Below are 20,246 nucleotides of genomic sequence, written 5' to 3'. Positions count from 1 at the left end.
CTCACCCAGCGACATGAGCACACCAGCTTTGCATCAGCTCTCGGCGTTTTTCCAGCAGATCCGAGCGTGCGTAAGCCCGCTCGACATCAGACCCGACTTGGTGCGCTAAACTCAATTCAGCAACTTCACGAGAAACGCCTGGTTGCTCAGCGGCCCAATCGCGGAACGTCGATCGAAACCCGTGAACCGTAATGCCCTCAACTTTCATGCGCCGCAGCAGCATGAGCATCGCCATATTGCTCATAGGCTTGTGGCGCTTCTGGCCCTCAAACACGACTTCAGAGCGCATCGCTTTGAGTGGCTCGATAATCGTCAACATTTCTGGGGTTAAGGGCACGCGGTGTTCTTGGTCGGCCTTCATCCGATCAGCCGGAACAATCCAAAGCTGTTGGTCAAAGTCAAACTCTTCCCAACGTGCGTGAAGCACCTCGCTTGTGCGGCTGGCAGTGAGGCAAGTGAACATAAGCGCCTTTGCGGCCATGGCATTTTTCGTCACCAGTTCCGCATAGAAGGTGGGCACATCCTGCCAATGCATGGCCTTGTGGTGCTGCACCTTGTGTTTGACCTGTGGTAGCACGCGTGCATCGCGGATGGTTGTGACGGGGTTTTCGCCATCCCTAAAGCCTTTGGATTTCGCGACGTCCAGCACAGCTTTCATCCGCTGTGCCAAACGCTTGGCTGTCTCGTGCTTTGTCGTCCACACGGGAAGCAGCACTTGAAGTACCTCGGGCTGACCAACCTCCGAAACCGGCAACCGTCCTATTTTGGGAAAAGCATACTCAGCCAAAGTGTTGATCCACTGCTGCCCGTGCTTTGGGTTCTTCCATGTCGGAAGACGCTCTATGTGAACTTGTCGGGCGATCTCTTCGAAGCAGGGGATTTCCTGCCGGCCGTTGTAGCGCGGGTTGATCCCTCGTTTTGCCAACCTTCGGTATTCCAACGCGCGGTCACGTGCTTCGTTCAATGTCACGACGTCAGCGCCGCCAAGCCCGAAATCGGTACGCAGAGGCTTGCCTTCGCGGTTGCGTTGGCCCTTCACTGTGACACGTACGATCCACCGCCTCGCGCCGGATAGATCGACCACGAGATACAGCCCGCTACCGTCGCCGTGGCGACCGGGGCCGAGGGTGCGAACCAAATTCTTCGTCAGCTTTCCGCTAAGTGCCGCCATTAAAATACCACGATTTATACCACGCAATGAATGAAAACGAGTCTAATCGAAGAGAAGTGAAAAGCAACAGCGAATACAGATAGATCAACAAAAACAGCCCCATAAGGGGTTGAATGAGTGCCAACAGAACTAAATGAAAATGGTGGGTGGCGGAGACGAAGGGATTCGAACCCTCGAGACCCTTCCGGGCCTACTCCCTTAGCAGGGGAGCGCCTTCGACCACTCGGCCACGTCTCCGCTGACGGGTATATCCGCGCAAGCAACGGATATTCAAGACCAATTTCACTCTGGCCGGAACTTTTTTCTAGAACGCGCAAACCCCTTGAAATCAAACGGAATAGCACTGATTGCCTCTTGATCAGAAAGGCGGGAACCAAAATTTGAGGCGTCATCCGAACGCTGGTCGGTTGGACAAACACTGAATCATTCGCAAAATGGGGGCAGGATCCGAACGCGCCCTCTCTGGGCAAGAGGCAGCGATCTTCGCGCAAGTGTGGGAGATGACAGCTGGTTGACCGCCTTTATTTCACCAGGGTTAATAGATCGCGTCGGCGGTCTATTAACCCTATCGAATTCAGGGACAAACATGCGGATTTTCTGGCTTTTAAAGCACCCTATCCCGGCCCAAAGGCGCGGGGGACTTTCCGCACAAACTTGTCAGAGACAGGGTTTGCGTTCAATATGGGGGCTATCGAGCATGCAAAACAGTGCTCATAGATTGCGAAAAACACGGTTCAGACGGTACTGTCGCGACGTGTCAAATAGGACATATACCGCAAGACCAAGTTCGCCTTTTTGGGGTGGTATTAGATGATTAAGTTTATCGGTGAATTTCCAACAACGCTTGTTTCAGTGTGCGTAATTGCAGGGATATCGGCAACGTCTGTCAATTCAGAATCAACAGTTCATGATGCCCATATCGCAATTGAAAACTCCGCCGTTCTGACAAAACAAGAAGCGAACCAGATCTATTTGGATCTCATGGATCGTATGCGCACTGGCTATGCGTCTGCGCAGTTAGATATTGTCTCGAATTATCAGGATTGGCCAAAATACAATGATGCCCCGTATATTTCCGCAACCCACGGCCAGAGGTATGTGAATAGCTACGCAAATAAAATGGCGCGTGATTACGGAACATTGAATGATGGGGATACTTTGCCCGCTGGATCGGTGCTGGCCAAAGACAGTATAACCGTTACTGATGAAGACCATATTTTCCCTGGTGCGCTCTTTGTTATGGAAAAACTACCAGACGGTGCGCACCCCCAAACCGGTGATTGGCGCTATGTCATGGTTATGCCCGATGGCTCTTTGTTTGGCGACACAATCGGCAGCCGAAGCCAAGAGATGGTCTATTGCCATGAATGCCACGAAGCCGTCGCAAGCCGGGATTATACGTTTTTTGTCCCGTCCGACCATCGTTTGACTAAGTAATTTTGGGGCGGCGCGAACCGTCAGAAACCGAGGCATCAATTTGTCTCGCTTTAGGGGCAATAGGTTGCCGCTGTGAGCTGGGTTTCGCGGGCAGAATGTTGAGCGTCGATTATATGGCTCAGAGGTGACCGTGATCGAAATAGAAGTCGGCCCAGATCGGGCCGACAACTGTTCAATTAGGCTTTTAACATGTCAAAAGTTGAGCGGTTTGATCCGGGTACCCTCAACCGTCCAGTTTGCCATCAGCCCTTTTTCGTCAAACACGAAGGCGACAGTGTCCGTCTTTAGGTTGGTGGTATCAGCTTCGGCCGTCAAACCGGCATTAAAGACAGCGATCGAGCCATCAACGCCCAGTTCATAGCCCTTGCTGTTGGTGAACTTGTTCAACGCGTCTTGATCCATGAACATCACCACATACCCATAAGTCTGCGCTCCGGCCTGGGCACCAAACGACAGGGAAGACGTGCGATAATACCCAAGCACATTTTCTTTGTCATAGAGCACACCATTGCCCCCTTCGCCTCCGACGCCAAGACCTACCTTGGTGATCTCAGGGAAAACCAAAGCGGCGAACGCATCTTCGGCATACCGCGCTGCCCGGTCATTGTCTGAGATGAGCGAGTTCCAACTTGCAACCGCGCCCATTTCCAATGAACTCTGTTGGGCGGCATCCGCCATGCCAACAGCCGCAAGGCTGTGCGCTTCGCAGTCGCGTGTCGCCGCCATCGCCTTCAGCGTTCCATCAAGGCTCAGCGCCAGTGGGTTGTCGCTATCCGGGTTAATCGTCAGCACGTACCGACGTGCCAACGCCTCACCAAAGGCTTCGTTGTTTGCCTCTGCGTAGCCACCACGAAAGCCACCTGATCTAAAGTCGCCCTTCGCGGTGCCGTAGAAACGCTCGCCATCAACGTCGAATGTGACATCCTTCGAGACGCCGCCGATCACGTTAACGTCTTTATCCTTGGTATAAACCGCAACATATCCGAATTCACTGCCTGCCTCTGTTTTCCCAATGCGGAACAGAAAACCATTTTCATTGACTTTTTCCATGACGCATCCGGAGCGTTCCACGTCGCGCAAAATGCTCCAGCCTTCGACGTTGTCAACATAGGCCTCATCTTCAGCAATTGCGGGTTGGGCAGCCAACGGCAGGCCAAGAACAAGCGCAATTGTTCGCATTGAAAACTTCATATTTTTTTCTCCTTGAGTATAGTCAATAATCGAAAGTACTGGATCTGATTAACCGCTGCGTACATTAGGGCGGTTGCACGGCTAAACAAGCGCTGCGAAAAAAAACAGACTGTATTTCTATGTCAGCCCCGGAACTCCTTTGAAAGTTATTTCCGGTTTAGAGGCTTTGAAATGTGCAGATACTGTTTTGAAAGGAGGCTGGAAATACTATCATTCAGCTCTGTTTATGGACGCTAAGATATTAATCAAAAAGGATATTAGGAAAAACGGAATCTGGTCAGTAATCTTCGATAATATTGACCGTATTAGACTTGGGGGAGATGAGAGAATGAGGCATTCTGTCAAAAGGTAATTTTTGACCTTAACACTGTTGGCCGGGACGCTGCTGGGACATCAGGTACAGGTCAAAGAGCCCACGCCGGGCTTCAATACAAAAATTCCCGAAGGCCTTTTAACTCCTGAAAAATCCACCACCAGAGCGAGAGATATCGAATTCTTCGATGGTATCCCCACCGCCTCGCTAGAGGCCATCCGTCGCAGCCAACAGGTCAATGGGGAGACCAACCCTTATCAGGTTCGAATTTTTGATCAGCTGATGGACAGCAATTCCCTATTTCTCACCGGCAATACTGACACGGTCTACATGAGCGCAGTTCTCGATCTGAAAAAGGATGGTGCAACAGAGAACACCCCCGCAATGACGTGGAAACGCGTCGGTAAAGGGTCGCAATATGCCTTGGGGGGTCTTGGACAAAAATGGCGATTATCTGGATGGCAGCAAAAGCTACAAGTTGACACTGCCTGCTGATCCCCCGCGAAAAATTTCGCCTTGATCGTGCTCTATGACCCGCAAACCCGATCTCAGCTTCAGACGAGCCAACCTTTCCCAAGCTACAACAGCGAAAAGCACAAAGACGTGTATGCCAAAAACGAAGATGGCTCGGTGGATATCTACTTCGGTCCTGAGCCGCCCGAGGGGAAAGAGTCCAATTGGCTCCAGACCATACCAGACAAGGGCTTCTTTACCATCCTGCGCCTCTACAGCCCCACAGAGCCGTGGTTCGATAAAACCTGGCGTCCAGGTGATATTGAGCTGCTAGAATAGTTGAAATGGCCTTAGGGCGCGGCTTTGTCTGCGCCCTAGGCCCGATCACTCCGGCAGGCGATGAATCTGTACAGACGGGCAGGCGGCTCTTGCGATGTCGCACACATGGGCATGGTGCGTCAGATAAATCACCTGACCCGTTTCGCTCATCTTTGCCAGCAACCCCACAGTTTCAGCGGCGCGCGCGTCATCAAAACTTTCCATGATGTCATCGGCAATGAACGGCACCGGTCCGTTGTTGCGCACAAATTCATGATAACCGGCAATCCGCAGCGCCAGATACAGTTGTGCGCGGGTGCCGTCTGACAGCTGTGTTGCTTCTTTCGACCCCCCCTCTGCAGCCACCGCCACAAGCACTTCGCGGGTGCCATCGGGCTGCGCAGCAAGGCCAGAATACCGACCCTGCGACATGGTTCTAAACGCATCGGACGCACGTTCTAACATCCCGCTGCGGTGGGTGTCGCGATACTGTTTCAACGCAGACTCAACGGCCAATAACCCCAGTCGTTGTTGCAGGTGTTGCTGCGCCCCGTCTTTCATTTCCAACAACAAGGTCTGGCGTTGTTCATCCAGCCGGGCAACGGCGCCGTCGCCGCCAACGTTTTCCAAATCATCCTCGGCCTTGCGAAAGGCGGTATGCGCCTCTTCCTGATTGGTCCGCAGGGTTCTAAGGTCTGTCTTTAAACTCTCGGCGCGTGCTTCCAGTGTGGTCTCATCCACATCCGTCAGGGTCTCCAATGCTTCGGCAATTGTGCCGGTGTGCATCTGGGCGCATAGATCCTCGGCGCAGGCCCGGCGGTCTGCCACCAACTTGGCCCGCTCCCCCGATTGGGTCAGTGCCTCTCGCGCCTGTTGCCACGTTTGAACATTGAAAAAACGGGCAAATTCCTGTGTTCGGGTCTGGTGAATCTTGGCGCGCTGCGCAAGATCAGTATGCCCTTGCCGTGCCGCTCCCAACCGCTTGTGCAGATCTGCGCACTGCGTCTGGTGGGTTTCAGCACTGCGCAATCGCTGCTTAATATCGCGCCACAGATCATCTGTGGGGCCGTCGCGTGTGGCCCCAAGGCGCACTGACAACGTCTGAACGGTTTGGGCAAACAGATCGCGATTGGCCTGCATCGCAACGATCCGCCGGTCCAGATCCGCCGCCCGGTCGAAATGACGGCGCAGTTGGTCCAGCTCGTCCAGAATGGCGCGCATCTCCGGCACGCCGGGTGGGGCGTCTGCCATCCAGGTTTTAGCACAGGTCGCCGCCCAATCTGCCTGCCAGACCTCCATCGTGGCCTGCGCATCACTCAGGGCTTTGTCACGCCGCGCCAGCTCTTGGCGGGCTTGCGTATCCGCTTCGCTGAACCCTTGGATTTGGGTGGCGCGGTCCAACAGGGATTGCGCCGTTTCAACCGCATAGGCCAGACCCACTGTGTCATCCATAACCCGCCCGACCTGCGTTAACGCAGCCATCAAACCCGCACGCGCGCGCTCCATTGCCTCTGTCGCCTGCACTACCCGACGCCCGGCCTCATCACGGGTGCGCAACGCGTCACGAGCGGCATCCAACCGGGTCAACCACGCCTGAAGCCCCGCGACCGTCATGTCCGCGGGCAACAACCGTGACACCTCCGACACCATCCGACCAAGCGTCTCTGCCAAACCATCAGAGTGCACCTGCACAGCCCTCAGACGCGCCTCGCTCGCCGCGATCCGGTCCTGCGTTTCGACCCGCACCCGTTCCGCATCTTGGGCCAGCTCGGCCCGTGCCCGCTGGTCGCCAACCGTGGCCGACATCTGATCATCCAGCCGCATCGCCGCCTCGAACTGATCTGCCGTCTCAGGGTTTAAAGCCGCACGATGCTGCGCCCAATCCGCCTCGCGTTGGGCTCGCACCTGTGCTGCGTCTTCCAAGGTGACAATCGGGCTGGCACTGGCCGCATCCTGACGCGCCTTGTGTTGCGTCATTTCCGCCTTCAGCCGCTCCAGCGTCTCTTGCTCCCGCTCGATCTGGCGGGCAGTCCCGGCGATCTCTTCGCCCAAGGTTTCAAGCTGCGCCCGATCCGGCGCAATCACTTCCGCAACCGTCGCATCCTCCTTAAACGCCGCCCCCAAAGCCGCGCGTTTTTCGTGCCAGACCGCCTCGGCCTCGGCCAGTGCGGCGCGCGCGCGATCACAGGCTCCCACGGGGTCATCGCGACGGATGCTCTGCACCAGCCCACCCAGACCGGCCAAATCTGTGGTCCCACCCCCGGCCGACTTCAGACGCTGCGCGGTGCGCTCTGTCTCTGCCTTGGCGCGCTCGTGTTCTTCGACCGCGCCGGAGCGTTTGGTCTCAAGACCGGAGTATTCCTCGATCAACCCACGCAATCTCCCAATCACCGCAACTTCGGGCAGGACCTGCGCAGGATCCCCGCCAGATTGCCCCAATCGCGCCAGACAATCGCGCACCGAACTTGTCTCGCCATCCCGTTCTTTTAAACGCTTTGGCAGGTCAGCGGATGCGGTGTCATAGGCCGATTTCAGAGGCTCCATAGCCACGATTTCGTCACTTAGATCCAAAATCTGCGGGTCTTGCGGTATCTTTTCCAAATCGCCCTGCAATGCAGCAACAGCCGCTGCGGCCGTCTCCAGCAGCGTCGCCATCTCTGTCTCTGCGCGATCCAAGGTGGGCAGCTCGGCCAACCAACCCTCGGGCGCCTCAGGCAAATCGCCAAAACCGGCAATCTGACTGTCCAACCGCTCCAAACGTCCCGCAACTGGCAACGCGCCCGACAGACGCTCGGTTTCAATGACCTTGGCTTGGGCCGCTTCGGCCTCTTTGCGCGCGGCTTGCCACGCGGCGCGCGCACCATCGCGGTCCTTGGCCAACCGGGCATATTCCGCCGCCGCCGTGTCCAACGCCTTCATCTGATCGCCCAGATCATCAAACTCGGCCCGCAGCGTGCGCAACCGCCCCTTGCGGCCCGTTGCGTTCAGGAATTCCAACGACCCTTCGCGCAGGGCATCCAGCTGCGTGCCCAGATCAGTCAACCCAGCGCTGGCCTGAAACAATAGCTCTCCCAGATCCCCCTCACTGGCTAAGATACTTTCCCCACCGGCGTCCAACGTCTGCCCATTCAGCGAAAACATCGCGGCATAGGCGGCGCGATCAAGACCGCGCAATCCACCCTGCAGCAGCGCCTCGGCCACCGGCGAGCCCTGCGCATCCAGCAAGGAATTGTCGCGTTTCTTGACTCGGATCAGCTGATGCAGGCCACCGTCAATTTCAAGCGTCGCGCCAAGCTGCATCGACGAAAACGGATGCAAAAAACCCATGGTACTGCGCACCGGGATCTGGAACAGCAGATCCAGCCACCCGGACAACAACGTTGATTTCCCGGCCTCGTTTGGGCCGTAAATGATATGCAGATCCGGTTTGCCAGCCTCGGGTGCGGCAAACGGCAGGCTCAGATCGGTGAATTTCCCATATCGGGTCAGGTCAAATTGGTTCAGACGCATGGCTTATTCCTCGGCCTCTTCCAGCCGGGCCAGCACATCTTTTGCCCCCTGTTTCATGGCCGTTTCCAAAGCGTGCGCAACCTCATCCTGACTGTCCCCAAGAAGCCCGCGCAATTCACGTGGCAAATGCTTGACGATCAAATCCATCTCGGCCTGAACACGCGGATCATCTGCACTCAACGTGCCCGCTGCAACCAGCGTGGCCATATCGCTGACGGCGCCACCCGTGGCGCGGGCCTCTCCGACCTGCAGATCAATTTCGATCTTATCAATCCAAAGCGTGCCGATCTGTTCCGCGAAATTCTGCGCCTCGTTGCGCAATAAATCCGCATCGCGATTGGTCCGCCATGCCAACGGAGATTGACCAACAAACATGGGACGCACGATCAGGTTTTCGCCATCATGTGCCTGCCGCGCCGCGCGCAATCCCTGTTTCAACGCCGCAACCAGATCGACCCAATCGGTGATCCCGGTGCATTCAATGGCAAGCCGTTCGAATTGCGCGACTGCCACCTCTTTCGTTTCCAAACGCACGTCGCCGGCGTCATCCACACAAACCAAGGTGACCGATTTCGCCCCTGCTTCGCCAATGTCACGCCCTTGCGGGATGCCGGGCATCACCACATGGGTCGGCCCCGGATAGACGGCGCGCTTGTGAATATGGCCCAAGGCCCAATAATCGAATCCTGTTTTCTGCAAATCCGCCAACGAACAGGGCGCATAGGGATCATGCCCAGATGCCCCGTCCAGACTGGTATGCAACAGCCCGATGTTAAAAGCCCCCGATACCGGCGGGGCGAAATTGTTCAACAGGCTTTCAGGGGCGTGGGGCAGTCGGAACGAAATGCCATGCACCGCAACCGCATGGCCATTCCACTCGGTCTCAACCACCTCTGCACGCCCGGCAAACACCTTGACCGTATCCGGCAACACCAGCTCACGTGAGATCTTCGACGACGCATCATGATTGCCCCGGATCAAAAACGCCGGAATATCCGCCGCCGCCAGCCGCTCCATCTCTTGCGCCAGAAACCGCGCGGTTTTCATCGAAGTCTGGCTGCCGTCATACAAGTCTCCGGCAATCACCAGCGCCTGAACGCTCTCAGAGATGCACAGATCCACAATCCGCGACAGGGTGGTGCGCGTGGCATTGCCAACCAGCTCGGCCAAGCCCGCATCCCGCAACGCCAGCGATTTCAGGGGCGAGTCGAGGTGAATGTCAGCGGTATGAACAAATTTGAAGGCCAAGAGCATGTCCCAAAAGAAATAGATTTGTGTCAGAGTGTGACGGCGCACAGACCCCTTGGTCAAGCTGGGAATACCCCAAAAATCAAACGCCTAGCGCAAGTGGAACGGTTTTAGTCACGGCAGCTCCTGCGGCAGGGCCAATTTGGACATGCTTTGCGAAACCTGCGCCAGAAACTGCTCGCCAATGGCGGAAATCGGACGCCCCCGCGCGGTCAGAATGACCACGTCCAACCGGATCTGTGGCTCAAACCGGCGCAGCAGATACCCCTGCCGATCATCACTGGACAGGGTGAATGGGTCCACCAAAGTGACGCCCAGCCCCTGTTTCACCATGTTCAGCGCATTGCGGAACAGATCCGTGTGGCAGCGCACCCGCATATTGGCTCCATCCCGCTGAAACGCCTCGCGGGCACGGCGATTGACCATGTGATCGGCGCCCATGACGATAAAGGGTTCATTGTCCAACAAGGCAGGTGTCAGCACATCGTGCTTGGCCAAAGGGCTGTCGTGGGGCAAGGCGCACATGATTTCAAAGAAAAACGGCACCTGATCCAACCCATCATGGCGCACGGGTAATTCGCATATCCCGATCTCGAACAATCCGGCCATGACCCACTCTTGGATCTTGGTGGAATATTGGGATTGGAACGACACCGTCAGGTTGGGTTTGCTCTGGGCAAAACGGGCGATTTCACCGGGCATGAACCCAAAGGCCATCGCATGGTTTGTCGCCACCTGCAGCTGTCCTGCCTTTTGGTTCTGTAAATCGACAACAGCCTGATTTACATGATCTAATCCACGAACAACCGTGTCGATTTCTTCGTACAGAACCATCGATTCCGGGGTCGGCAACAACCGTCCGCGGCTGCGTTCAAACAGCTTTAACTTGGTCTTACGCTCAAGTTGCCCCAACAGGTTGGAGATCGCGGGCTGTGACACCCCCAATTGTTCCGCTGCCCCGGTGACGGTGCCGGTTTCAATGATGGCGTGGAACGCCTGATAATGACGAAAGTAGGAGGACATATCAGGCTCTATATCATCAAAACTGATACCTTGGCAAAATATTAGTATTGGAAATGATGACCTGAGTTGCGCAAGCTTTGTCCAACGTCGCTTAGGGGGGACCATGACGGACCTATTGCAAACCATCACCGGATTCGATTTGTGGCACCTTGCCTTGCCGGTGGTTTCAGCCCGTGATCACGGCATTGGCCGGGTCGAAGGATCGTGTGAGATCGTCGTTTTGCGCCTGACCGCTGAGGGTGGCGCACAGGGATTTGGCGAGGCCTCGCCGTGGTCGGTGTTCACCGGCACGCCCGAAGCAACCTATGCCGCCCTTGATCGCTATATCCGCCCACTGGTCGTGGGCAAGCGGGTGGCCGACCGTGCCAAAATCATGGAACAGGCCAGCCGCGCCGTCGCCCATTGTACCGAGGCCAAGGCGGCGCTCGAGACGGCTCTGTTGGACCTGTCGGGTCACATTACCGCGCAACCGGTCTGGGCCTTTCTGGGCGGCAAAGCCCGCGATACCATCCCGCTCAGCTGTTCCATCGCCAACCCCGATTTCGACGCCGACATCGCCTTGATGCAACGGCTGCGTGACGACAATGTGGGTCTGATCAAGCTCAAAACCGGCTTCAAAGATCACGCCTTTGACGTCATGCGTCTGGAACGCATCGCGCAGGATTTCCCCGAATTCAACGTCCGGGTGGATTACAACCAAGGGCTGGAAATCGAACAGGCCATCCCGCAGGTGCTGGATGTGGCGCAGTTCAAACCCGATTTCATCGAACAACCCGTCCGCCATCACCATTATGACATGATGGCCCAGTTGCGCGGCATGATGGATATCCCACTCCTGGCGGACGAAAGCGTGTTCGGCCCCGAAGATATGACCCGCGCCGCCCGCGAAGGCATCTGTGACGGTGTCTCGATCAAAATCATGAAATCCGGTGGCCTGACGCGGGCCCAATCGGTGGCTCGCATCGCCGCCGCCAACGGTCTGATGGCCTATGGCGGGGACATGTTTGAGGCCGGACTGGCCCATCTTGCTGGCACTCACATGATCGCAGCTACACCGGAAATCACACTGGGGTGTGAGTTCTATCAAGCCAGCTATTTCCTGGTCGAAGACATTCTGGAAACCCCGTTCCACGTGGAAAACGGGCAGGTCATCGTGCCCGATGCACCGGGTCTGGGCCTGCGCCCTGATCTGTCAAAGCTGGATCACTACGCCAAGCAGAGGTCTTTCTGATGCGCGCTGTCTGGTCAATAGGCCGTCGCGGCGCGCGCCGCTTGGTCGTATTGGCCGGACATCAGCCGCAACAACCCCGAAATCCGGCCCAGCTGATCCGGGTCAATCCCGACCTCTTTCATGTTTTCCAACAGCAGCGTCTCACGGATTTCACGATAGGTTTCGCAGGCTTGCGCCCCTTTGCCCGTCGCCTCAACCGTTTTTTCCTTGCCCAAACGGCCCGCCGTAACCAACCCGGCTTTGGCCAGCTTTTTGATCGCATAGTTGACCGTGTGCGTGTCTTCGACGTTCAGAACCAAACAGATATCAGCCAGCTTTTTGGGGCGGTTCCGGTGGTGCACCGTATGCAGCACCAGAACGTCCAGCGACGACAGCTCAGGGTATCCGGCGGCGGCCATTGCCCGAACGGTCCATCGCTCAAAAGCATGGCTTGCAATGATCAGTCCGAATTCAAATTCAGACAGTTCAGGAATCTTTCCATCGGCCAGATGAGCCGAGGACACGATGGGACCAAGGGGAACGTTTGACATGATCCAAATCTACGGAACAATGATAAAATGTCAACATTTTGTTGACGTATCGCAAATGTGTGTCACTCTACGCGCCATGGAATCGCGTTTTCTGCCTGCACGCGCAGGCCAGGAGGGGAAATGACCCAAGAACCTAAAACCATAGCCATCATCGGGGCCGGGATTGTCGGTGTTTCAACTGCAATCTGGCTGCAACGCGATGGGCATAAGGTTGTCTTGATCGACCGCGCCGGCCCCGCCGAAGGGGCAAGCTATGGCAACGGGGGCGTTCTGGCCTCTTGTTCAATCGTGCCTGTGACCGGGCCGGGTCTGCTTGCCAAGGCCCCGAAAATGCTGCTTAGCCCCGATCAGCCGCTGTTTCTGAAATGGAGCTATGTGCCCAAACTGCTGCCGTGGTTGCGCAAATATATGAGCCACGCCAACGCCGCCGACACCACCCGGATCGCCAAAGCGTTGACGCCGATTGTGGGCGACGGCCTGAACGACCACCTCGCGCTGTCGGCGGGGACTGGGGCGGAAAAGTGGATCAAACCCTCCGATTATATGTTCATCTATGATGACCGCGCGCACTTTGAAACTGACGCATTCGGCTGGAAACTGCGCCGCGATAACGGCTTCACTTGGGAAGAGTTCGAAGGCCAGGCGTTCCACGACCTTGATCCCTCCTTTTCACCGGACCTGAATTTTGCCACCCGGCTCAAGGATCACGGGTTGATCGCGGATCCGGGGCAATACGTCAAAGACCTCGCCACCCATGTCGAATCTCAGGGCGGGACCTTCATGCGCGCCGACGTGACTGACATTGCCCGTGAAAACGGCCATGTCACTGGCGTGCGGGCAGGGGGCGAAACCATTGATTGCGATGCGGTTGTGGTGGCCACCGGCGTCTGGTCCGGACCTCTGGCCGACATTCTGGGTCTGGATGTCCCGCTCGAGGCCGAGCGCGGCTATCATCTGGAATTCTGGGAACCAAACATGATGCCCACAACCCCGGTCATGGTCGCGGGCGGTAAATTCGTCGCCACACCGATGGATGGCCGATTGCGTTTGGCTGGCGTTGTCGAATTCGGCGGGATCGAGGCCGGACCCTCCAAGGCTCCGCTGGATCTGCTGCGCCGGAATGCGGCCAAAGCCTTTCCCGGTTTGCGCGCCAAACATATCACTGAATGGATGGGCCATCGCCCCGCCACCAGCGATTCGATCCCCGTCATCGGCGAGGCTCCGGGCCTCAAAGGCGCATTTACAGGTTTCGGGCATCACCACATTGGCCTCACCGGAGGCCCAAAAACAGGGCGCTTGCTGGCCCAACTCATCTCGGGGCGGCAACCAAACGTTGACCTGAGCGCCTATTCACCGGCACGCTTCACGAAGGCCGGGCACTAAAGATCAGGCAATCCAACAGAACCCATAGGGAGAAGAACCATGAAAAAACTCACGAAATTGCTGGCCGCCACGGCCCTGACCGCTGCGATCGCATCGCCTGCGGCTGCCGAAGTCTGGGACATGCCGATGGCCTATTCGGCGTCCAACTTCCACTCGGCCACAGGCGCTGAATTTGCCCAGTGCGTCACCACCGGCACCGGCGGCGAAATCGAAATCAACACCCACCCGTCGGGCTCGCTGTTCAAAGGCGCCGACATCAAACGCGCGATCCAAACCGGTCAGGCCCCCATCGGCGAGCGTCTGCTCTCTGGTCACCAGAACGAAAACGCGCTGTTTGGCTTTGACTCGATCCCCTTCCTTGCGACCTCATTTGACGACAGCGACAAGCTGTGGAAAGCGGCCAAGCCTGCGATTGAAAAACTGCTGTCCGAGCAGAACCTGACCCTGCTTTATGCTGTGCCATGGCCTCCACAGGGTCTCTATTTCAAGGACGAAGTGACCTCGGTTGCCGAAATGAAAGGCATCAAGTTCCGCAGCTACAACAACGCAACGTCGCGTCTGGCTGAACTGACCGGCATGCTGCCCGTCACGATTGAGGCCGCTGAAATCAGCCAAGCCTTCGCCACAGGCGTTGCTGAATCCATGGTGTCGTCTGGCTCCACCGGCTATGACCGCAAAGTTTGGGAAAGCCTTGGCTTTTTCTACGAAGTGGACGCTTGGCTGCCCCGCAACTACGTGATGGTAAACTCGGAAAAATGGGCCGCAACGGCTGATGGCCACAAGAACGTCATCAAAGGCTGTGCGGAACTGGCAGAATACGCAGGCAACTGGCGTGCCAAAGAATACACCGGCTTCACGCTGCAAGGTCTGCGTGACGGTGGCATGAGCGTTGGTCCAGCATCTGACCAGATGACGGGCGAGCTGAAAGAAATCGGCGTGACCATGACCAACGAATGGCTCGAAGCCGCAGGTGACGAAGGCAAAGCCATCGTCGATGCCTTCAACGCAATGCAGTAATTAAAAGTCGTCGGGCGGCGCGTCACGTGCCGCCCGATTTGCATCCAATAGGAGGGTGACACAATGGGTGTCCTGCGCGGCCTACGGGCTGGACTCGACTTTATCTATCGCTTCGCTGAATTCCTCGCGGCCCTCTGCATGATCGCCATCCTTGGCTTGATCGTTTTGCAGATGCTGGCCCGATGGTCATCCGAGGTTTTCCCGGGCGCGCCAGAGTATGCGGCCTATTTCATGGCGGCAGCCTCTTTCATGGGCTTCGGCGCAGCACTGAACCGCGGGGCGCACATCCGCGTGTCCCTGTTGTTGAACGCGGTTGGGCCAAACGCCAAACGCTATGTCGATATCTGGTGTTTCACCGTTGCCGCGGCGACCATGTGGTACTTTTGCTGGCACGCCCGGCAATTCGTCTATTGGTCTTGGAAATTCAACGATGTCAGTCAGGCGCAGGACAAAACTGCGCTGTGGATACCGCAGTCGGTGATGATCATCGGCGGGGTCATTCTGGCCATCGCCCTGACAGATCATCTGTTGCACCTGATCTTCACAGGCAAGCATCGCATCCAAAACGACAACATCGAAACGCAGGAGGTCTGAGAAAATGGACTATGTCTTTCTTGTCCTGATCTTTCTGGGCGTTCTTTTCATGCTCTTGGGCAGCGGTGTCTGGGTCGGTATCGCCATGATGGGCGTGTCGTGGGTTGCGCTCGAGATGTTCTCGAACTCCACCACCATCGGCCAGGATATGGTCAGCCAGATCTGGTCTGCCTCCAAATCCTGGGAACTTGCGGCGCTGCCCATGTTCATCTGGATGGGGGAAATCCTGTTCCGTACTCGCCTGTCCGAGGACATGTTCAAAGGTCTATCCCCTTGGATGGCGAAACTGCCCGGCGGTCTTGTGCACGCCAATATCGTCGGCTGTACCGTCTTTGCCGCCGTCTCTGGCAGTTCGGCCGCGACACTGACCACCGTTGGCAAAATGTCGATCCCGGAACTGCGCAAGCGGAACTACCCCGAACAAATGACCATCGGCACGCTGGCCGGGGCCGCGACACTGGGCCTGATGATCCCGCCCTCGCTGACGCTGATCGTCTACGGTGTGACCATTGATGGCGTGTCGATCATCAAGCTGTTCTTCGCAGGCGTGATCCCGGGGCTCGTACTGGCGTCCATGTTCATGATCTACGTGGCGGTCTACTCCAAACTCTCCAAAAGCTGGAACCCCGACCAAGAAGACGGCATGTCCTTTATGGACAAGCTCAAGAACTCGCGCTTTCTGATCCCGGTGATCCTGCTGGTTCTGGTGGTGATCGGGTCGATGTACCTTGGCTTTGCCACCCCGACCGAGGCTGCTGCCATTGGTGTTGTCGGCGCGTGGACGCTGGCCCTGATCCAAGGCTCGCTGACTTGGACGACCTTCAAGGAAAGCACCATCGGCGCTGTTCGGACCTCGGCGATGATCGCTCTGATCCTTGCTGGCTCGGCCTTCCTGAAATTCGCGATGGCCAAAACCGGCCTGCCCAAGGAATTGGCCGAACTGATTGCCAGCTGGGAATTCTCCAAATTCTGGCTGCTGATGGTCCTCTTGGTGTTCTACATCATTCTGGGCTGTTTTCTGGACGGGATTTCCACCGTGGTGCTGACCATGGCGGTGCTGGAGCCGGTTGTGCGCAGCGCGGGCATCGATTTGATCTGGTTTGGTATCTTCATCGTGGTGGTCGTCGAAATGGCGCAGATCACTCCGCCGATCGGGTTCAACCTCTTTGTGATGCAAGGTATGACGCATCATGAAATGGGCTTTATCGCCCGGGCCGCATTCCCGATGTTCCTGATTATGGTTGTGATGGTCTTTGTCCTGATCGCCTTCCCGGAACTGGCTACATGGCTACCGGATAACCTCAGGTCCGGACCCAACGGGTGATTGGGTAAGGAGCGGATACCATGCACCTCGGACTGGCGTTTATCGCCCGTCATGGCAAGTTTGGCCTGATTATCGGGCTGGTGGCCGGGCTGTTATTGCCCGGCCTCGCCGCTGTGATGCGCCCGTGGATCCCGGAAATGGTGGCACTGCTGCTGTTTCTGACCGCCTTTCGCATCGGCCCGGTTGAGGCGGTCGAAAGCCTCGATGCCCTGACCCGCACCGCCGCAACCGCGCTGGTGCTGCAACTGGTTCTGCCGCTGGGGTTCATTGCCTGCCTCTGGTTGTTTGGCCTGTCGCTGACACCTCTGGCCATGGCGGCCGTACTGGTTCTGGCCGCGCCTTCGGTCACCGGATCGGCCAACTTTTCGATCCTTCTGGGCCATGATCCGGCCCCGGCGCTGCGCCTGTTGATCCTTGGAACAGCTATCCTGCCGCTGACCTGTATCCCTGTGTTCTTTTTCCTGCCCGAATTGGGTGGCGTGGGCGAAGTGCTGCGCGCCGCGGCCCGCTTGCTCAGTGTCATCCTGACCGCCGCTGTGTTGGGCTTTGCCCTGCGATACTGGGGCTTTCGCACTTTGTCAGACCGCAACCGCGCCTCGGTTGATGGGGTGACAGTGATCGCGCTGGCGGTGATCGTGATCGCCCTGATGTCCGCCATCCGCCCTGCATGGGACCGCGACCCGTGGGAGCTGGGCTTTTGGCTGCTTGCGGCCTTTGGCATCAATTTCGGCGCGCAGATCGTGACCTATCTGGGCCTCAGCGCGCTGGGCCGCCGCGACGCGGTGCCCGTCAGCATCGTATCGGGCAACCGCAACTTTGCCCTGTTCCTTGTGGCGCTGCCACCCGAGACGACCGAACCCCTTTTGGTTTTCCTTGGCTGCTATCAATTCCCAATGTACCTGACCCCAACACTCTTGCGGAGACTCTATGCCCCACGCCCCTCAGCCATCTGACTCCTATCCGCTGGTGCGCAATGTCGGGCTGGACGGCATGCTGGTCAGCTTTGCCGATACCATGACCGAACCCTCAAACCGCGCGGCCCTCGCGTTTCGCGGCGCGCTCGAGGGCGCAGGGTGGGACGGGGTGATCGAGACCTCAACCTCGCTGGCCTCGGCCTATATCCGGTTCGACCCGCTACAGATCCCCCATGCCGAAATTGCCTCTCGCCTGAACGCGCTGCTCGCCACCCGCGACTGGTCCGCCGAGGCGCTGCCCACCGGGCGCAAACTCTGGCGGGTGCCGACGGTCTATGGCACAGACCTTGCGCCCCAACTCGAAGATGCGGCTGCGGCCGCGGGCCTGTCGGCCTCTGACGCCATCACCCGGTTGGCGGCCTCCCGTGTCCGGGTGCTCACCATTGGGTTCGCGCCGGGTCAGCCGTACCTCGGGCCGCTGGGTCCCGAATTCAACATCCCCCGCCTGCAAGAGCTGAACCCGATGGTGCCCGAGGGCGCGCTGGTGTTGGCGATTTCGCAATTCGTGCTGTTCTCTGGTCCAACCCCCACAGGCTGGCGTCACGTGGGCCAAACCGCATTCCGTTGTTTCCGTCCGGAATTGGAGCAGAGCTTTGCGCTCAACCCCGGGGACGAGATGATGTTTCATCCCATCACCAAACCCGAACTGGAACAGATCCGCGCCAACAACGCAGACGGCACCGGCGGCGCGACGTGTGAGGAGATCACGACATGAGCTTGATCGTCCACCGCATCGGTCCCGCTTGCACCATTCAGGATCAGGGCCGCCAAGGGTATCTGGATCAGGGTCTGTCCCGATCTGGCGCAGCGGATCTGTTGGCCTTGTTTGAGGGCGCGGCCCTGCTGGGCCAAAGCCCGACATTTGCCGCGTTGGAAATGGCCGGAATGGGCGGCGAATTCGAGGCCAGCCAAGACACCGCCATCGCCCTGACCGGCGCCCCGATGCAGGCCAGCATCGACGGCAGTGCAATCGCGTGGAACGCCTCGCACCAACTGCTCAAAGGGCAGCGCCTGTCGCTGGGGGCTGTGCTCAAGGGGGGGTATGGCTATCTGCATCTGGCAGGTGGCATAGACACCCCCGTTGTTCTGGGATCGCGCGCCGTACACCTGACCGCCAAAGTGGGGCAGGGGGTGCAGGTCGGGGACAGGCTACCAGCAGGTGCTGAGACCGCGCGCACCGGCATGAAACTCACCCCCTCTGCGCGCCTGACAGGCGGCACGCTGCGGATCGTGCCCAGCTTTCAAACTGCGCTGTTTGCGCAAGAGACACTGGATCGGTTCGAGGCCACCGAATTCACCCGTGGCCCGCGCGCCAACCGCATGGGCATGCAGATGGAGAGCGCAGGCGAAGGCTTTGCCGCCGCCGGTCAGCTCAACATCCTATCCGAGGTCATCACCCAAGGGGACATCCAGATGACTGGCACCGGCAACCCCTTTATCCTGCTGCCCGAATGCCAGACCACCGGCGGATATCCAAGGATCGGCACCGTTCTCCCCTGCGATCTGCCCCGCGCCGCGCAAACGCCAGCGGGCGCGCCCATCCGGTTTCAGTTTGTCACGCTCGAAGATGCGGCCACCGCCCAAGCCAGCTTTGCCAAAGAGCTGACAAAACTGCCGGGCAAGGTCGAACCCCTGATCCGCGATCCCCATGACATTCCCGATTTGTTATCCTACCAATTGATAGGCGGGATGATCTCCGCGTCTGAAAAGGAAACCTGAGCCATGACATCCGTCGATCTGAACGCCGATATGGGCGAAAGCTTTGGCCCGTGGAATATGGGCGATGACTCCAGCCTGCTGAAAACCATCACCAGCGCCAATATCGCCTGCGGCTTTCACGCGGGCGACCCGGACGTGATGGCCAAAACCATGACGCTGGCCGCTGAAAACGGCGTCGGCATCGGTGCCCACCCCGGTTTCCCGGACCTGCAAGGGTTCGGCCGGCGCAATATGAAAGTGCCGCATGATACCCTACGCAACATGGTGCGGTATCAATTGGGCGCGGCGCAGGGCATGGCCGATGCGCTGGGCATTACGGTGCGCCACCTGAAACTGCACGGCGCACTGGCCAACATGTGTTCCGTGGACGCTGATATGGCGCGGGCATGCTATCAGGGCGCGCTGGACGTGGACCCGGACATCATAATCATGGTGCTGGCCGCCACCAAGCAAGAGGCCACCGTGCGCGACTTAGGTTGCAAATGGGTGGGCGAAATCTTTGCCGACCGCGCCTACAACGATGACGGCACACTGGTGGATCGATCCCTGCCCGGCGCGGTGATCCACGATCCGGCCATCGCCGGTCCGCGCATTCTGGAGATGGTGCGCGCCGGCGCAATCATCACCGAAAGCGGCAAACACATCGAAACCTCGATCGACACCATCTGCCTGCACGGCGACACCCCAACAGCGGTGCAACTGGCCAAATCCGTGCGCGACAGCCTGACAACAGGTGGAATTTCAGTCACCAAATTCGAACTCTAAATACATACCCGGCATTTCCCCCCCAAAGAAGTGCTGAATATGAGA

At 57.9% G+C, this 20,246-nt stretch carries 17 protein-coding genes, 1 tRNA gene and 1 pseudogene; 12 read left to right on the top strand and 7 right to left on the bottom strand.

Features of this window, described 5'->3' with window-relative positions:
• Window position 1 precedes the first annotated feature (1 nt).
• The gene (locus ABWV33_RS08805) at window positions 2-1,171 is read right to left on the bottom strand and encodes a tyrosine-type recombinase/integrase (protein ID WP_353330138.1); all 1,170 of its coding nucleotides are present in this window, start codon (window positions 1,169-1,171) and stop codon (window positions 2-4) included.
• A gap of 147 nt (window positions 1,172-1,318) precedes the next feature.
• Window positions 1,319-1,408: transfer RNA gene (locus ABWV33_RS08800), tRNA-Ser, on the bottom strand.
• 573 nt (window positions 1,409-1,981) lie between these two features.
• Here ABWV33_RS08800 and ABWV33_RS08795 point away from each other — a divergent pair.
• On the top strand, window positions 1,982-2,608 hold the full coding sequence (locus tag ABWV33_RS08795; protein ID WP_353330136.1) for a cytochrome P460 family protein: 627 nt from the start codon (window positions 1,982-1,984) through the stop codon (window positions 2,606-2,608).
• A 192-nt stretch (window positions 2,609-2,800) separates the two neighbouring features.
• On the opposite strand, the gene ABWV33_RS08790 is transcribed toward ABWV33_RS08795, so the two are convergent.
• A complete protein-coding gene (locus ABWV33_RS08790; RefSeq protein ID WP_353330134.1) occupies window positions 2,801-3,799 on the bottom strand; it encodes a lipid-binding SYLF domain-containing protein in 999 nt (332 codons plus the stop codon).
• Window positions 3,800-4,154: 355 nt separating this feature from the next.
• On the opposite strand from ABWV33_RS08790, the gene ABWV33_RS08785 reads away from it, so the two are divergent.
• Window positions 4,155-4,607: a hypothetical protein gene (locus ABWV33_RS08785; RefSeq protein WP_353330132.1), complete on the top strand. Its 453-nt coding sequence runs from the start codon at window positions 4,155-4,157 to the stop codon at window positions 4,605-4,607.
• A gap of 18 nt (window positions 4,608-4,625) precedes the next feature.
• Window positions 4,626-4,904: pseudogene (locus tag ABWV33_RS08780) on the top strand (DUF1214 domain-containing protein); the annotation flags it as partial.
• A gap of 45 nt (window positions 4,905-4,949) precedes the next feature.
• On the opposite strand, the gene ABWV33_RS08775 reads toward ABWV33_RS08780, so the two are convergent.
• From ABWV33_RS08775 to ABWV33_RS08765, 3 genes are all read right to left on the bottom strand, one after another.
• Window positions 4,950-8,393 (bottom strand): AAA family ATPase, encoded by a 3,444-nt coding sequence (locus ABWV33_RS08775; protein ID WP_353330130.1) that lies wholly within the window; start codon window positions 8,391-8,393, stop codon window positions 4,950-4,952.
• Between the two features lie 3 nt (window positions 8,394-8,396).
• Window positions 8,397-9,641: a metallophosphoesterase family protein gene (locus ABWV33_RS08770; RefSeq protein ID WP_353330128.1), complete on the bottom strand. Its 1,245-nt coding sequence runs from the start codon at window positions 9,639-9,641 to the stop codon at window positions 8,397-8,399.
• 114 nt (window positions 9,642-9,755) lie between these two features.
• Window positions 9,756-10,664 carry a LysR family transcriptional regulator gene (locus ABWV33_RS08765; protein ID WP_353330126.1) on the bottom strand — a complete coding sequence of 303 codons (909 nt, stop codon included), beginning with the start codon at window positions 10,662-10,664 and terminating at the stop codon, window positions 9,756-9,758.
• Window positions 10,665-10,767: 103 nt separating this feature from the next.
• On the opposite strand from ABWV33_RS08765, the gene ABWV33_RS08760 reads away from it, so the two are divergent.
• The gene (locus ABWV33_RS08760; RefSeq protein WP_353330124.1) at window positions 10,768-11,895 is read left to right on the top strand and encodes an enolase C-terminal domain-like protein; all 1,128 of its coding nucleotides are present in this window, start codon (window positions 10,768-10,770) and stop codon (window positions 11,893-11,895) included.
• Between the two features lie 14 nt (window positions 11,896-11,909).
• Here ABWV33_RS08760 and ABWV33_RS08755 read toward each other — a convergent pair whose 3' ends face one another.
• Window positions 11,910-12,425 carry a winged helix DNA-binding protein gene (locus tag ABWV33_RS08755; RefSeq protein WP_353330122.1) on the bottom strand — a complete coding sequence of 172 codons (516 nt, stop codon included), beginning with the start codon at window positions 12,423-12,425 and terminating at the stop codon, window positions 11,910-11,912.
• A gap of 120 nt (window positions 12,426-12,545) precedes the next feature.
• On the opposite strand from ABWV33_RS08755, the gene ABWV33_RS08750 reads away from it, so the two are divergent.
• From ABWV33_RS08750 to ABWV33_RS08715, 8 genes are all read left to right on the top strand, one after another.
• On the top strand, window positions 12,546-13,808 hold the full coding sequence (locus tag ABWV33_RS08750) for an NAD(P)/FAD-dependent oxidoreductase (RefSeq protein WP_353330120.1): 1,263 nt from the start codon (window positions 12,546-12,548) through the stop codon (window positions 13,806-13,808).
• A 39-nt stretch (window positions 13,809-13,847) separates the two neighbouring features.
• Window positions 13,848-14,825, top strand: a complete 978-nt coding sequence (locus ABWV33_RS08745) for a TRAP transporter substrate-binding protein (RefSeq protein WP_353330118.1) — start codon at window positions 13,848-13,850, stop codon at window positions 14,823-14,825.
• Between the two features lie 63 nt (window positions 14,826-14,888).
• Window positions 14,889-15,419 (top strand): TRAP transporter small permease, encoded by a 531-nt coding sequence (locus ABWV33_RS08740; protein ID WP_353330116.1) that lies wholly within the window; start codon window positions 14,889-14,891, stop codon window positions 15,417-15,419.
• Between the two features lie 4 nt (window positions 15,420-15,423).
• Window positions 15,424-16,743 (top strand): TRAP transporter large permease, encoded by a 1,320-nt coding sequence (locus tag ABWV33_RS08735; protein WP_113822895.1) that lies wholly within the window; start codon window positions 15,424-15,426, stop codon window positions 16,741-16,743.
• A 20-nt stretch (window positions 16,744-16,763) separates the two neighbouring features.
• The gene (locus ABWV33_RS08730) at window positions 16,764-17,696 is read left to right on the top strand and encodes a hypothetical protein (RefSeq protein ID WP_353330114.1); all 933 of its coding nucleotides are present in this window, start codon (window positions 16,764-16,766) and stop codon (window positions 17,694-17,696) included.
• Window positions 17,671-18,432, top strand: a complete 762-nt coding sequence (locus ABWV33_RS08725) for a 5-oxoprolinase subunit B family protein (RefSeq protein ID WP_353330112.1) — start codon at window positions 17,671-17,673, stop codon at window positions 18,430-18,432. Before ABWV33_RS08730 ends, ABWV33_RS08725 begins: the two co-directional genes overlap by 26 nt.
• Entirely contained in the window at window positions 18,429-19,436 is a 1,008-nt protein-coding gene (locus tag ABWV33_RS08720) for a 5-oxoprolinase subunit C family protein (protein ID WP_353330110.1), read from the top strand. The genes ABWV33_RS08725 and ABWV33_RS08720 overlap by 4 nt, the downstream gene beginning before the upstream one ends.
• A 3-nt stretch (window positions 19,437-19,439) precedes the next feature.
• Complete coding sequence (locus ABWV33_RS08715) at window positions 19,440-20,201, top strand: LamB/YcsF family protein (RefSeq protein ID WP_353330108.1); 762 nt, start codon at window positions 19,440-19,442, stop codon at window positions 20,199-20,201.
• Window positions 20,202-20,246 lie beyond the last annotated feature (45 nt).

Source organism: Phaeobacter sp. NW0010-22 (genome assembly GCF_040365955.1).
Classification (GTDB): domain Bacteria; phylum Pseudomonadota; class Alphaproteobacteria; order Rhodobacterales; family Rhodobacteraceae; genus OMPR01.
Note: the sequence above shows the minus strand (reverse complement) of the source record. Positions and strands in the feature narration are given on the sequence as shown.

Bases quoted from the DNA above. Each gene is read 5' to 3' on its own strand.
- ABWV33_RS08805 (WP_353330138.1), bottom strand. From the start codon at position 1,171: ATGGCGGCACTTAGCGGAAAGCTGACGAAGAATTTGGTTCGCACCCTC.
- ABWV33_RS08795 (WP_353330136.1), top strand. From the start codon at position 1,982: ATGATTAAGTTTATCGGTGAATTTCCAACAACGCTTGTTTCAGTGTGC.
- ABWV33_RS08790 (WP_353330134.1), bottom strand. From the start codon at position 3,799: ATGAAGTTTTCAATGCGAACAATTGCGCTTGTTCTTGGCCTGCCGTTG.
- ABWV33_RS08775 (WP_353330130.1), bottom strand. From the start codon at position 8,393: ATGCGTCTGAACCAATTTGACCTGACCCGATATGGGAAATTCACCGAT.
- ABWV33_RS08765 (WP_353330126.1), bottom strand. From the start codon at position 10,664: ATGTCCTCCTACTTTCGTCATTATCAGGCGTTCCACGCCATCATTGAA.
- ABWV33_RS08760 (WP_353330124.1), top strand. From the start codon at position 10,768: ATGACGGACCTATTGCAAACCATCACCGGATTCGATTTGTGGCACCTT.
- ABWV33_RS08755 (WP_353330122.1), bottom strand. From the start codon at position 12,425: ATGTCAAACGTTCCCCTTGGTCCCATCGTGTCCTCGGCTCATCTGGCC.
- ABWV33_RS08750 (WP_353330120.1), top strand. From the start codon at position 12,546: ATGACCCAAGAACCTAAAACCATAGCCATCATCGGGGCCGGGATTGTC.
- ABWV33_RS08745 (WP_353330118.1), top strand. From the start codon at position 13,848: ATGAAAAAACTCACGAAATTGCTGGCCGCCACGGCCCTGACCGCTGCG.
- ABWV33_RS08740 (WP_353330116.1), top strand. From the start codon at position 14,889: ATGGGTGTCCTGCGCGGCCTACGGGCTGGACTCGACTTTATCTATCGC.
- ABWV33_RS08735 (WP_113822895.1), top strand. From the start codon at position 15,424: ATGGACTATGTCTTTCTTGTCCTGATCTTTCTGGGCGTTCTTTTCATG.
- ABWV33_RS08730 (WP_353330114.1), top strand. From the start codon at position 16,764: ATGCACCTCGGACTGGCGTTTATCGCCCGTCATGGCAAGTTTGGCCTG.
- ABWV33_RS08725 (WP_353330112.1), top strand. From the start codon at position 17,671: ATGCCCCACGCCCCTCAGCCATCTGACTCCTATCCGCTGGTGCGCAAT.
- ABWV33_RS08720 (WP_353330110.1), top strand. From the start codon at position 18,429: ATGAGCTTGATCGTCCACCGCATCGGTCCCGCTTGCACCATTCAGGAT.
- ABWV33_RS08715 (WP_353330108.1), top strand. From the start codon at position 19,440: ATGACATCCGTCGATCTGAACGCCGATATGGGCGAAAGCTTTGGCCCG.